Origin of the sequence: Chitinophaga sp. GbtcB8, assembly GCF_019091455.1 — a bacterium.
GTDB lineage: Bacteria > Bacteroidota > Bacteroidia > Chitinophagales > Chitinophagaceae > Chitinophaga.
In genome coordinates this window covers 14,095-28,043 of sequence record NZ_JAGXJN010000013.1, presented here as the reverse complement: position 1 = coordinate 28,043, position 13,949 = coordinate 14,095, and the positions used below count along the sequence as shown (strand labels likewise).

11 protein-coding genes are annotated in these 13,949 nt (G+C 48.0%); 7 read left to right on the top strand and 4 right to left on the bottom strand.

The window, feature by feature from the left end; all coding sequences use genetic code 11:
* Nucleotides 1-6 precede the first annotated feature (6 nt).
* Both KVT36_RS13620 and KVT36_RS13615 read left to right on the top strand, forming a co-directional pair.
* Nucleotides 7-1,233 (top strand): parallel beta-helix domain-containing protein, encoded by a 1,227-nt coding sequence (locus KVT36_RS13620; RefSeq protein WP_217604057.1) that lies wholly within the window; start codon nt 7-9, stop codon nt 1,231-1,233.
* The gene (locus tag KVT36_RS13615; RefSeq protein ID WP_217604056.1) at nt 1,233-2,270 is read left to right on the top strand and encodes an SO2930 family diheme c-type cytochrome; all 1,038 of its coding nucleotides are present in this window, start codon (nt 1,233-1,235) and stop codon (nt 2,268-2,270) included. Before KVT36_RS13620 ends, KVT36_RS13615 begins: the two co-directional genes overlap by 1 nt.
* A 5-nt stretch (nt 2,271-2,275) precedes the next feature.
* Here the strand turns inward: KVT36_RS13615 and KVT36_RS13610 are convergent, their stop codons facing one another.
* The 4 genes from KVT36_RS13610 to KVT36_RS13595 form a co-directional block, all read right to left on the bottom strand.
* Entirely contained in the window at nt 2,276-2,980 is a 705-nt protein-coding gene (locus KVT36_RS13610; RefSeq protein ID WP_217604055.1) for a LytTR family DNA-binding domain-containing protein, read from the bottom strand.
* Entirely contained in the window at nt 2,973-4,262 is a 1,290-nt protein-coding gene (locus KVT36_RS13605; RefSeq protein WP_217604054.1) for a sensor histidine kinase, read from the bottom strand. The genes KVT36_RS13610 and KVT36_RS13605 overlap by 8 nt, the downstream gene beginning before the upstream one ends.
* Before the next feature lie 199 nt (nt 4,263-4,461).
* Nucleotides 4,462-4,818, bottom strand: coding sequence for a DUF4907 domain-containing protein (locus KVT36_RS13600; RefSeq protein WP_217604053.1), 357 nt, complete (start codon nt 4,816-4,818; stop codon nt 4,462-4,464).
* Nucleotides 4,811-5,785, bottom strand: a complete 975-nt coding sequence (locus KVT36_RS13595) for a kelch repeat-containing protein (RefSeq protein WP_254639993.1) — start codon at nt 5,783-5,785, stop codon at nt 4,811-4,813. Before KVT36_RS13595 ends, KVT36_RS13600 begins: the two co-directional genes overlap by 8 nt.
* Before the next feature lie 280 nt (nt 5,786-6,065).
* Between KVT36_RS13595 and KVT36_RS13590 the strand changes: the two genes are divergently transcribed.
* The 5 genes from KVT36_RS13590 to KVT36_RS13570 all read left to right on the top strand — a co-directional run bounded on the left by KVT36_RS13590 (nt 6,066) and on the right by KVT36_RS13570 (nt 13,940).
* Nucleotides 6,066-7,424, top strand: a complete 1,359-nt coding sequence (locus KVT36_RS13590; RefSeq protein WP_217604051.1) for a DUF4270 family protein — start codon at nt 6,066-6,068, stop codon at nt 7,422-7,424.
* A gap of 42 nt (nt 7,425-7,466) precedes the next feature.
* A complete protein-coding gene (locus KVT36_RS13585) occupies nt 7,467-8,705 on the top strand; it encodes a hypothetical protein (RefSeq protein ID WP_217604050.1) in 1,239 nt (412 codons plus the stop codon).
* Nucleotides 8,706-8,880: 175 nt separating this feature from the next.
* The gene (locus KVT36_RS13580; protein ID WP_217604049.1) at nt 8,881-9,432 is read left to right on the top strand and encodes an RNA polymerase sigma factor; all 552 of its coding nucleotides are present in this window, start codon (nt 8,881-8,883) and stop codon (nt 9,430-9,432) included.
* A gap of 81 nt (nt 9,433-9,513) precedes the next feature.
* Nucleotides 9,514-10,500, top strand: a complete 987-nt coding sequence (locus tag KVT36_RS13575; RefSeq protein ID WP_217604048.1) for a FecR family protein — start codon at nt 9,514-9,516, stop codon at nt 10,498-10,500.
* Between the two features lie 29 nt (nt 10,501-10,529).
* Nucleotides 10,530-13,940, top strand: a complete 3,411-nt coding sequence (locus tag KVT36_RS13570; RefSeq protein ID WP_217604047.1) for a SusC/RagA family TonB-linked outer membrane protein — start codon at nt 10,530-10,532, stop codon at nt 13,938-13,940.
* The last annotated feature ends 9 nt before the right edge of the window (nt 13,941-13,949 follow it).

Sequence of the window (13,949 nt, the reverse complement as noted above, 5' to 3'; positions counted from 1 at the left end):
CGTATTATGCGCATCATCCCCATTTTAACCCTGGGTGCGATGGCCATTTGCCATCAGCCCGTTTATGCCCAGCAGGACATACAAAAACAATTACAACGCCAGCTGATCATGGCCGAAGACGGCAGCGTAATTGAGCTGCCGGCAGGGAGTTTTCAGCTCTCCTCCACCCTTTCACTGGAAGGTAAAAAGAACATCCTGATCAAAGGCGCCGGTATGGATAAGACCATCCTTAACTTCAAAGGACAAAGCGAAGGCGCAGAAGGCCTGCGGGTATCCAACGCGCAGGACATTACCATCCGCGATCTTACTGTACAGAATACCAAAGGCGATGGTATTAAAACCATGAACGTTACCAATATTGCCTTTAAACAGGTGAAAGTGGAATGGACCGGCCCACCTGCTAAGGAGAACGGCTCATATGGCTTATACCCGGTGCAATGCCAGCAGGTGCTGATAGACAGCTGCACAGCCATTGGCGCATCTGACGCCGGTTTGTACGTAGGGCAATCCAAAGACATTGTAGTGCGCAATTGCGTAGCTAAGAACAATGTAGCCGGTATAGAAATAGAAAACTCCCTGCATGCAGAAGTGTACCAGAACGAAGCGCTTGAAAATACCGGCGGCATCCTGGTATTTGACCTGCCGGACCTGGTGCAGAAAAAAGGCGGTTATGTAAAAGTGTACAACAACAACATTCACCATAACAACTTTCCCAACTTTGCACCCAAAGGCAATACGGTGGCCAAAGTGCCGGCAGGCACCGGGGTAATGATACTCGCCACCAGCCACGTGGAATTGTATAATAACAAGATCCATTACAACAACAGCGCTGGCACGGCTATTATCAGCTACTTTATGACGGAAAATCCCATCAAGGATTCATTGTACAATCCATACCCGGCCACCGTGTACATTCATGATAATGATTATGTACGCGATCCCGTGAAGTTCCAGGGTAAAGGACGCATTGGCCTGATGTTTAAGTTCAAGCTGCGTTTTGGGAAAAATGTGCCGCACATTTTTTATGACGGCATCCTTAATAAAGAATGGACAGACAGCAGCGGCCAGTATAAACCGGGGTACCGCATTTGTATTGGCGATAATAAGAACGCCAGCTTTGCCAACCTGGATGCAGGAAATAATTTCAAAAATGTATCGCGCAATGCGGCACAGTATAACTGTAGTAACCCCGTTACCACTAATATAACGGTACCGGCTAAAAGTGGAGATTGATGAAACGTGTTATTGGTATAACCCTCACATTGGGTTTATTAGCAGCGCTGCTGGCCTCAGGCATACAACGGGAAGCGCCTAAGGAAACATTATCTGCCTACGGATTTTTCAGTGGTAATATAGCAGACCAGGTGCCGGTAGCAGGTATTATGCCTTACCAGTTAAACACACCGCTATTCTCTGACTATGCGGAGAAGCTGCGTTTTATCCAGCTTCCCAAAGACAGTGTGATCCTGTATGACAGCGCCGATGTAATGCACTTACCTGTTGGCGCTACCATCATTAAAACCTTTTATTATCCCAAAGACTTCCGCCATCCGGAAAAGGGCCGGCGGCTGATGGAAACACGTTTGCTGCAACATGAACCCAGTGGCTGGAAAGGGCTGGTATATATCTGGAACGATGAGCAAACCGATGCGTTCCTGGAAGTAGCCGGCGACCGGAAACCTACGCAGTTCATTGATCACAACGGGCATACTGTTTCCTTTGAATATATTGTACCTAACCTGAACCAGTGCAAGGGCTGCCATAATACCAATGAAGTAATGACACCCATTGGCCCTACTGCACGGCAGCTGAACGGCGATTTCAGCTATACCACCGGCCGGGAAAACCAGCTGCAGCACTGGCAAAAAGCGGGCATCTTAAAAGGATTGGATGATGTTGGAAAGGCGCCCAGAGTGCCGGTATGGAATGATCCCAAAAGCGGTACCCTGGCGGCCCGCGCCCGTACCTGGCTGGAAATTAACTGCGCCCATTGCCATAAACCGGAAGGCCCGGCCAAAACATCGGGCTTATTCCTGACTGTCAGCGAGCAGGATCCTGTAAAAATAGGCATCAACAAAACACCGGTAGCAGCAGGCCGTGGTGCAGCTGATCTGCAATTTGATATTGTACCCGGCCACCCGGAAAGATCCATTTTAGTTTACAGGATGGAATCCACAGATCCCGGTATTATGATGCCGGAGCTCAGCCGCAAGCTTACGCACAAAGAGGGTGTGGAGCTGGTGAAGGCATGGATCAGGGAGATGAAGTGAAGTGATTACGAGTTCCTCGTTATCACCTCATAAAACCTTTCCCTGTACCCATCACTGATCGGGATGGATTGATTGGCGATCATTACTGTATTCTTTTCTACAGAATTGATCTTATTAAGGGATACCAGGTAAGAGCGGTGCACGCGTATAAATTTATCTGCCGGCAGGCGGCTCTCAAAAGATTTCAGGCTGCGCAGCGTTAACACAGGCTGGTAAGGTGTATAGATCTTCGTATAATCTTTCAAAGCTTCAATGAACAAAATATCTTCCAGGTTGATCTTTATGATCTTGTATTCCGTTTTTATGAAAATGTAATCATTTACATGGCCGTTGTCGCCATTCTTTTGCTGGCTCACCGTCATGTATTCCTGGGCTTTGGTAGCGGCCCGCAGGAAACGGTCAAACGGGATGGGTTTCAGCAGGTAATCCACTACATCCAGGTCAAAACCATCCAGCGCATACTCACCATAGGCCGTTGTAAAAATAACCAGGGGCGGATGTTTGAGAGATTTCAGGAATTGAATACCATTAATGTCCGGCATCTTAATATCCAGGAATACCAGGTCTACTTTTTCATCCTGCAGGAACCGCATGGCTTCAGCGGCATTTTCAAAAGTTTGCACAAGTGAGAGAAAAGGAACTTTTCGGGCAAAGTCCGTGATGATCTCCAGTGCCAATGGTTCATCGTCCACTGCAATACACTTAATCATTTTTCAACACTATTTTAAGATCAGCAATAAATTGGTGCTCAGTTTCCGTAATGGTTACCTCGTGTTTGTTGATATATAACAATTCCAGTCGTTTTAATACATTCTGCAGCCCAATGCCGCCCTGCTCCCCTACCCGTTGCGGGAATAAGCTGTTCTTTACCAGCATCCGCACTACCTGCTGCTCTACCGTAACCACAATACTGATAAAAGAATGATCTGTATAACTGATCCCGTGTTTAAAAGCATTCTCCACAAAAGGTATCAGCAGCATGGGCTCTATCCACAACCCGTCCGGCGATCCGCATTCCTGGTAATCCACCTGTATACCGGAGGGCAATCTCAGCTTCTGTATGTCAATGTAATCCTGCAAATACTGCAGCTCATGCTGCAGCTGCACCATATCCTCATTGGACTCATAGATCATATACCGCATAATGGTGGACAGCTTGATGATAGCATTCTCCGTTTGTGCGGAATGTTTATGCGCCAGCGAATAGATAGTGTTTAGACAGTTAAAAAGGAAGTGAGGATTAATCTGCGACTTTAAAAATTTTAATTCCGCATGTAATTTCTCCACCTTCAGGGCTTCCCGCTGTTGCTCACTCTTGAACCATTCCTGCGCAATCTTGATAAAACCACTCATTAGCAGCATCAATAATGCCGCCAGCACTGACTTTCGCAGCACTTCCGGGAAAAACATGTGCTGCCAGAAGCTGGGCGGTCCTATGGGCATCAGGGTCATGGTGCCATTAGGTCCCGGGGCCATTACGGAATCCCTTACAAATTCCGGCGGGCGCGATCCTGTTACATACCGGCCGTTACCAAAAAACCGTGCCCGGGGTGCGGTATATACCCCATTCTCCCCTGCTGCAAAAGCGCGATAACGCATAAACGCACGAGCTGGTACTAAAGTTACTTTCCCGGTGCTATCTATAGAGGCGCCCGGCAGGCTAAGGTCCACCTTATGGGTGGCCAGGTAGCGCATGAAGTAATGATCCATCACCGCCTGCTGTAACGTAATGAAAACCAATACCAACAGCACGCAGCCAAAGTAATAAACAATTTTTTTAAGGGTAAAAAAGCGCGGTATGAGTACGTAAATATTCAGGTAAAATACACCTATGAGGAACAGGTTATCAATAATTTCCCGGGTAAAGAACCAGGGATGCAGGATCCGCAGGCGGTAAATAAAAAAGGGAAGTAACAGGAAACAGGTCCACGCAATAATGTGCAATCCAATAATGAAGAGCCGGTTCCTGTAAATATTTTTAAAATTGATCATACACCGCCTGAAAAGCGGGATAAACATACATCACTATCGGGTTAACCATCTGTTAAAATTTGTTAACCAATTATAAGCATATGTTAAAATAATCCATGGTTGATTGTCCATGATTTATTGCCTATTTCGTAAAGTATTGGTTTTCAATTAACTTTAAATATCATAGTATGCCATGGACCATCGACTATGGACCACTCTATTACATCACAATCCCCATCTCCACCAGCTCCTCTTTGCTGATAGTAGGCAGCTGGTTGCTGCGTATTTTTTTGGCTACCAGGTTGCCTACGCGCAGGGCATCGGCTTTAGTCTTAAACACATTCCTGCCGGGCAGGGCTGGTATAATATCCTGGTAAATGTAGGGGCGGGCGCCAATGTTCACAGAATAACCCCAGCCACCACCGGTCTCAAAAGGTACAACCGCAATGCTGTCCTGCACTGCGGTTGTATTAGTAGTTTCCTTGGTGGATGGCTGACTGGTGCACCCAAATGCTATGATCACCAGCAACAGCCACCCTCCTGTAAGGAGGATGATATGTTGCCTGCCTTTAGTCATTTTTGTTGAAATCCTGTGTGGGATTAAATTCCCAGGTATCGCTCAGCTGCACGCTGCCACTGGAGCCGGTGGTTACAAAACCACGGTTCTTAATGGCAAAACCTACGGCGCCGGTACGGGCAGTACCTTCAAAAGGCTGTTTCAGATCCCACAAGTCTGTTACCGGGTCATATTCCCAAACCACATTAGAAATGCTGGGTTTAGCACCGGTAGCCAGATACGCTTTGCTGTTCATTACAAAAACAGAGCAATTGCTGCCGGCTATGGAAGAATAGTCATTATCATAATCGTCGTCGCTTACGTTGGTAACCGCTCTTTTCAGGATCCAGGTATCGGTTTTGGGATCGTAGCGGCTCAGCTCACTAATAGTGGTAAGGTTAGAGGTACCAGCTACTATATAGGCAGAATCACCTATCACGAAAGCAGAAGCATCCTGTCTTTTAGAATTAGGTACATCAGACTTGGAAGACCAGCTGTTGCTGCCCGGGTTGTACTGGTAAGTATCATTTAACCAGGTACCATCATAACCGGTGGCTATGTAGCCATTGCCGGCAACGGCAAAACCTACGGCGCCATAACGGGGCGTACCGGGGAAAGGTGTTTTTGCAGTCCAGGCGTTGGAAGCCGGGTCATATTCATAAAAGTCGTTGAACTTGTTCACACCATCTGTACCGGTACCCATATAACCTTTACCACCTACGGCAAAAGCTACGGCGCTGTTACGGCCGGGGGCAGCATCCGGTAAGGAAGCTCTCTGCGTCCAGGTATTTCTTTCTGCATCATAGGAGTAAAAATCCTTCAGACGGTTGGTTCCATCATAACCTGTACCTACAAAAGCAGTATCTGCAATGGTAAAGCTCACTGCTTCACTACGGGCAGCACCTTTATAATCTACCTTATGAACCCAGTTCCCCACCGTCGTAGTATCGTCACTACTTTTAGAGCAGGCCATCCACGTCAAGGACATCAGCAAACAAAAACCTGTTGAATAACGCATTAGCATTTTATAATTTTTATAGCTGCCAAAATTATCCGCCGTTATATTAGCATAAATATAAAATAGATATACCACCCCTTTCACCGGACAAAAGGGTGTTTTTCATCTGCCAATTGCTTGGTTTAACCTATTACCCCTTTTTAGGGGGCAGGCGGCTTATAAAGAAGATTCCCGCGGATTCATCGATAAAAAACCGTTGTTGGCATATTAAATCAACGGAAAGTAGGCTTCCTGGCTAAAATTGCGCTCCATGAACAATATTATTTGCCGTGTCAGGTGCGCCCATGCCTACTTAAAAATTGGGGTGGCCATGCTATTGCTGGCCACCAGCAGCGCTTGTGAAAAGAACGGATTTACCTACGACCTGACGGGCAGTAATCAGCCGTCCAGCTATATAGTTGCGGATACCTTAACCATTGACATGAACACCGTGGCCCTGGATTCGGTTCCTACCAACGGCACTGGTGTTATGTTATGCGGCCGCCACCAGGACCCTTACCTGGGCAAAATAACGGCTTCTGCTTTCTTCCAGCTGCAGCTGCCTTCCTCCACTGTTACCAGCGCCATGCAGGCCGACCTGTCTTCCAGGTATGATTCTGTGGAGCTGATCCTGAAACCTAACAGGCAGATATATGGGGATACCCTGGCCATGCAGGAGATTGGCGTATACGAAGTATTACAGACCATTCAGAGAGCAGAGAACAGTGCCTATTTATATAATAACAGCAATTTCCAGACAGCCGCGCAGCCTTTAGCCAGCGTGCAGCAGGTAGTAAGGCCCAGCAGCGACAGCAGCATTCACATTAAGCTGCCTAACAGCTACGGGAATACGTTATTTAACCTGTTCAAGAATAAGAATAACGAGGTATCCACCCAGGATATCTTCCTGCAATATTACCGGGGCCTGGCCATTAAACCCGGCCCCAGCAGCGCTAATATTATGGGCTTCCTGACCAGCGATACCTCTGTGATCCTGCGTGTGCACTACCATGTAAATGAAGTGATCATAACAGACCGTCACCTGGATATGAATCTGTACAATGAGGATGTGCAGTTTAACCAGATCTCCGCCGACCGTACCGGCACCCTGCTGGCCGGCCTTACCGGTACTACCAAAAAGCTGCCCAGCACCGCTACCAATAATATGAGCTTTGTACAGCCGCTCAGCGGCATCCTTACCCGTATAGACCTGCCTTCGCTGAAAACCCTGGCCTCTGTGGGTAAGTTCTTTAAGGTTATGCGGGCTACGCTCACTATACTACCAGTTGCAGGCACCTACCAGAACTATTATACCCTGCCCCCGGCGGTAACCCTGTGTGAGGCGGATGATAAAAATAATGTGATAGATACCCTTGTTGCCAGCACCGGCGGTGTGCAGTACGGTGACCTGAAGATTGATAATCTTTATCAGTTAAACACTACCTACACCTACGATATTACACACTACGCCATTAATAATATTAACAGCAACGGCTATAACAACTTTGGGCTGCTGGTTATGCCGTCCAGGGGGGCTGCTACCACCAACTTTAACCGGCTGGTACTGGGAGATAGTAAGAATAAACAGAACAAGATCCGTATCCAGGTGTATTACCTGCTGTACAATTAATACGCCGCTAAAAACGTGAAGGCAAATTTTAAATAAGTGTAAATGTTCAACATAAAAAAATATACCGGTATCTGTGGTTTGTTGTTGTTAGGCTGTGTACAGGCAAATGCGCAAACCGGCAAAGGCATTAACTCCCTGTACTCTGCTTTTGGTGTAGGCGATCTTGAAGACCGTGATTACAGCCGTAACTTCGGCCTGGGCAGCGCCGGTATGGCACGCCCTTCCCTTTATTATCTGAATGAGCTTAATCCTGCTTCCTATACCGCCATTCCGGCGCAAAACTTTATGTTTGACGTAGCCCTGCGCGGCACCAGTGTAAGCTATAAAGGCGAAAGCCTGAGCCAGAGCGCCGGTGATGTGAACATCAAACGGCTGGCCATTGGTTTTAAAGCCAATAAACGCTGGGGCATCAGCGCCGGCCTTACTCCTTACAGCACCGTGGATTATAAGCTGCTGAACCAGCGCTTTATTGAGGGTACCGGCCAGTCGGTAGATGCGGTTACAGAAGGCACCGGCGGTATTAACCGTGTATATATATCCAACGCTGTAAAACTTACCAAGAACTTTTCCGTAGGGGTTTCCACCGCGTTCCTGTTCGGGCCTATTAATACTACTGAAACACTGGGTAATGATACGGTATCCACCCTGGATAAACGTTATGCCTATAATGTGAACTTCAATACCGGTATACAATATTCCGGTAAGATAAAAGACTGGGAAATAGGCCTGGGCGCCACTTACCGCTTTAAAACCAATATGCGCTTCCAGCATACGGTGAATGTGGTGAACTCTAATGAAACCGTGCTGTATAAAGACGACCAGGGCACACAGAAATTTGCGCTGCCGGAACAATACGGCGCAGGCCTGTCTTTAGGTAAAGGTAATGTTACCATTGTAGCAGATTACCGCAAACAGCTATGGAGCGGTATTAACCCCAGCCAAACCAATTACAGGCTCACGGATGCGGAACGGTTTGCCGGTGGTATAGAATACGCCTTTAAAAGGCATTATTTTAATGGCATAGTAGAAGGCATGGTACTGCAGGCTGGCTTTTCCCATAATAAATCCTACCTCATAGTAGCAGGCCAGCAGATCAAGGATGTTGCCGGTTCAGTAGGCGTATCACTGCCCAGCCGCAACGGCTCTTTACGCTACTACCTGGGTATAGAGGTAGGGCAGCGCGGTGTTAACACCAATAACCTGATCAAGGAGAATTATGTGAATGCAGTATTACACTTCTCTTTACGCGATATCTGGTTTATTCGCAGGATCTACGAATAGTCCCCTTCTTTTTGGGTAAAAAAGCAATAGGAATTGTTAAGTTTTCATTAACACAGTATTTCCCCGTTTCCTAATTTTAGTAATTGCGCCAACGTTGGCGCAGCATCTCTAAACTCGTAAACAGAAGGGGGAAATAGTGCCTGTACACTATGCAGATAGAGAACTGCTATTGACAATGCGTCTGCAATCCGGCGACCACGTTGCTTTCAAAGAATTATACAGCTTATACCACCAGCTATTATATGGAGTAGCCTGTAAATACTTGAAGAACGCGGTAATGGCGGAGGATGCGGTGCATGAGGTATTTGTAAAGCTCTGGATTAACCGCCAGCAGCTGGACCCTGCGCAGGGTGTGCGCAACTTCCTGTTCAAATGTTTAAAGTTCCATGTGCTGAATGTGATCCGCGATCATAAACGTGCCCTCATCAAACAATACAATCTTTCTTACCAGACCCCTGCCTCCCATGAGGAGCCGGAAGCCGTGGTACTGTTCAATGATTATAAAAAGGCCCTGGACCAGGCCATAGAACAGCTCTCCCCCCGCAAAAAACACATCTTTAAATTAAGAACGGTAGAAGGGCTTACCAACGAAGAAGTGGCCCGGAAACTTGGCATCTCCATCAACACCGTTAAGCTCCAGTTCTCCCAGGCCAGCCAGCTGTTAAGGCATTACCTCAAATTATTCAGCAGCACTCTCCTCATTTTGCTCGTTCGTCTTTTTCTCTGAAAATTTTTTTTCTGCACGTATAATACTTTGCCTTGTGTGGGGTGTAGTACTTAATAAGGAGGCAATTTATACATGCACGAAATGGACCCTGCACTATTAGCAAAATTCTTTAACAACCAATGCACCCCGGAAGAATATCAGCAAGTACTGGAATGGCTGGATACAGATGAAGGCCGCCAATACCTGTCTGCTGCTATCCAGGAGGATCTTGAAAACGGCTCCCTGCAGCCGGAGCTGGCACGTACCTACCGGTCGGAGGAGCTGTTCCAGCGCATACAGCACACCACACAGCAAACGGATGTAATCCCACCCCGGAAAAGGTGGCGGGGCTGGGCGCCCTTAAAAGCCGCCGCTGTTATTACCGGTGTGGCAGTGCTTTCTTTTGCCGCGTGGAAAATGTACCTGCAAAACAGCCTGGTAAAATACCAAACCGCTTATGGCGAAGTGCGCACCTTTACCCTGCCCGATCAATCTGTAGTTACGCTGAACGGCAATAGCAGCTTACAATACCGCCGGCACTGGAACAGGGCAAAAGCCCGTGAAATATGGATCCGGGGCGAAGCATTTTTTGATGTAAAGCCGGCTGCGCAAAAACGCTTCCTGGTACATACTGCACACCAGATCAATGTAGAGGTATTAGGCACCACCTTTAATGTGCTGGACCGCGAAGGCCGCACACAGGTAGTGCTGAATACCGGTAGGGTACGTTTAAGCGGCAGCAGCAAAGCCCTGCCGGCCCCAATAGAAATGCAGCCCGGCGAGCTGGTAGAGGTAAATACCAATGCCCGCTCCCTTGTAAAAAAGCATATTAACGCCGCCGCCTATGCTTCCTGGAAAAACCATAAGCTGCAGTTCAGCAATGCCGACCTGGCGCAGGTAGCACAGGTGTTGCAGGAAACATACGGCATCACCGTGATCATTAAAGATTCCACGCTGCTGCACCAGCAGTTTTCAGGCACCGTGCCAAGCCAGAATGCCAACATGCTGCTGGAAGGCCTTTCACAGCTGTTTGACCTGAAAATTACCCGGCAAAACACTACAGTGAACATTGAAAAGAACCGTCAATAACTAATTAGATAACACTCAACCAAAGTATTATGAACAGATACTTTATGTCCTTTATAACAGCCGTTAGCGTGAGCTGTTACTGCGGGCTTCCTGCTCACGCCCAGGATATGGCCGCCATTCCACGCCAGTCCCAACCCGCATCCAATGCAAAAAAGAAGCTCCTGAAAAATGTATTAAGCCAGCTGGAATTAAAGTACGGCGTATCATTCCTGTACAAAAGCCAGCTTGAAAAGAAACCGCTCAGCACTTCCACGCTGGATAATCAATCTTCCCTGGAAGCAGCCCTGGAAGCGCTCACCAATACAAATGACCTGAAGTATAAAAAAGTAAGGGATAACTTTTATATTATTTACAGCAAAGATGAAATGCCCCCGGAGCAGCCCGCACCGGCAAACGATAATGCTACCAGCCAGCCTCTGAACCTGGGCAACAGCATCTATAGTTCCGGTGCAGTTCAGCAGATCATAGTAAAAGGCCAGGTAACAGATGAAAAGGGCCAGCCGGTACCCGGCGTTACTGTGCTGCTGAAAGGCACTACCACCGGGACTACCACAGATGCTACCGGCAGCTATACCCTGCCGGTACCGGATGGTAACGGCACACTGGAATTTTCTTACATGGGTTACCTGAAACAGGAAATAGCCATTGCCAACCGCAGCAGCATTAATGTGCAGCTGGCGCAGGATATTAAAGCCATGTCAGAAGTAGTGGTGGTAGGTTACGGTACACAGAAGAAGGTGAATGTTACCGGCGCAGTATCTGCCCTTTCCGGTGCAGATGTGAACTGGAAACCGGTAGGACAGGTATCTGCAGCCCTGCAGGGCGTAGCTCCCGGCGTAACGGTTACACAAAACACCGGGCAGCCCGGTAGCGACCAGGGTACCATCCGCATCCGCGGTATGGGTACGCTGAACAATAATGATCCGCTGGTATTGGTAGATGGAGTACAGTACAATATTAATGATGTGGATGCAAACGATATTGCCTCCATGTCTATCCTGAAAGATGCGGCAGCAGCTTCCATTTACGGTGTTCGTGCAGCCAACGGCGTTATACTCATTACCACTAAAAGAGGCAGCACCGGTAAAGCAAAGGTTACTTACTCCAATTACTTTGGCTGGCAAAACCCGGCCCGCCTCGCCAAATTCGTAGGTGCGCAACAGTTCATGAAACTGGTGAACCAGCTGCGCATCAATTCCGGTTCCAGCGCACAGTATACGGATACGCAGATTGCGGCCTATGATGATCCCAACCGTAATAAAGACCTGTACCCGGATAACTATTGGTTAAAGGATATCCTTACCGGCAGCGGTTTTCAGCAATCACACAGCCTCAACGTAGGCGGTGGTACGGAAAATATTAAGTACCAGTTCTCCACCAACTACTTTGATCAGAAAGGTTTGATCAAGAACATGGATTACAACCGCATTACCGTTCGTTTAAATACAGATATCCAGGTTACTAAAAAACTAAGCTTCAGCGCAGACATCTCTACCCGCCTGGGCGACCAGCAGGAACCACAGGGCCAGGAAGGCTCTGCATGGTATCAGTTTGGCCAGGCATTTATTACCAACCCGCTGAACGTAAATAAATATTCTGATGGTACCTGGGGTTTGGTAAGAGGTGGTCAAAACCCCATCCGCCTGCAGGATGAAGGCGGTTTGTATGTGTACAAGGACAACCTGTTCACCGGCAACTTCAAAGGCAGCTACCAGCTGATTGACGGGTTAAAAGTAACCGGCATGGCAGCAGTGAACTACCGCTCTGTTTACAACAGCTCACACAACCGCTCACTGGACTACTTTACCGATTTCCCGGAAAACACCAACACCTTAACCGTTGGCCAGAACAACATTACCAAGGAATACCAGGGTTACTGGTTCCGCAACTTCCAGGGTTTAATAGAGTATGAAAAAAACCTGGGCGGCCATTACTTTAAGCTGATGGGTGGCGCATCGCGCTTAACAGAAACTAATGATGACCTGAGCGGTTACCGTACTAACCTACCCAACGGCGAGATTGAACAGATCAATGCCGGCGCTGCTGACGGGCAGCAGGCAAAAGGTACTGCCAATGCTTACAGCCTGCTCTCTTTCTTTGGCCGGTTGAATTATGCTTATAAAGAAAAATACCTGTTTGAAGCCAATATCAGGAGAGACGGTTCCTCCCGTTTTGCAGACAATCAGAAATGGGGCTGGTTCCCCTCCTTCTCCGCAGGCTGGCGTGTTTCCGGTGAAGAGTTTATGCAGGATGTTACCTTCATCAACAACCTGAAGCTGCGCGGCAGTTGGGGTAAGCTGGGGAACGATGTTTTTGTGAACAACACAGATCCTGCCAGGCTCAATTATCCTTATCAAACCACTTACCAGTACAACAGCTATCCCTTTGGCGGCTCCCTGAACCCCACTGCAGGTATTACCGTATATCCCAACTCCGGGCTAACCTGGGAAACCACGCAGATGACGGATATAGGCCTGGACCTGACCGTGCTGAAGAACCTGGATGTTACATTTGACTACTACCAGAAAAATACTTCCGACATCCTGATGGATCTGCGCCTGCCCATGTATGTGGGGCTGAATGCAGCCGTGCAAAACGCCGGTAAAGTGCGTAATACAGGCTGGGAAGTAGCAGTGAACTACCATAATAAATTAGGCGATTTCAGCTACAACGTGGGCGCTAACCTGTCCGATGTGCGTAATAAGATCGTTGATCTGAAAGGGGCCGATGTAGTAAGCAAAGACAATAACAACATTTACACCGGCAGAATAAAAGGCATACCCATTGATGGTTTTTACGGGTACCAGGTAGAAGGTATTTTCCAGACACAGGATCAGGTGAACAGCCATGCACCGCAGCCCGGCGCTAACATTGCCCCCGGTGACCTGATGTATAAAGATCAGAACAATGATAAGGTAGTGAAAGAAGGCGATGCTTCAGTTGGCGGCGATATGGTGTACCTGGGCAGCGCTATTCCCCGTTACACCTATGGTGTGAACCTGGGCGGCGGCTACAAAGGTTTTGACCTTGCTGCCTTTTTCCAGGGTGTGGGCAAAGTGTCTATTAACACCGTGGTAATGGAAAGAGCGCCTATTAACAGTGATGCTAACTTTAAACCGGAGCACCTGAACAGCTGGACGCCAGAAAATACCAGCGCTACTTTCCCGCGCCTGGTAAGCACTTCACAGAACTATGCCTCCTCTTCCTACTGGGTAAGAAGCGGCGCCTACCTGCGTTTAAAAAGCCTGCAGCTGGGTTATACCCTGCCTAAAGCATGGTTGCAGGCAGCAGGTCTGTCACGCTGCCGGTTATACGTAAGCGGGCAAAACCTGCTTACTTTCAGCGGCCTGCCTCATGATATAGATCCGGAAGCGCCTAACGACAGCCGGTATTATCCCCAGGTACGTACTTACACTTTCGGATTAAATGTGGAATTCTAAACGCTCGCA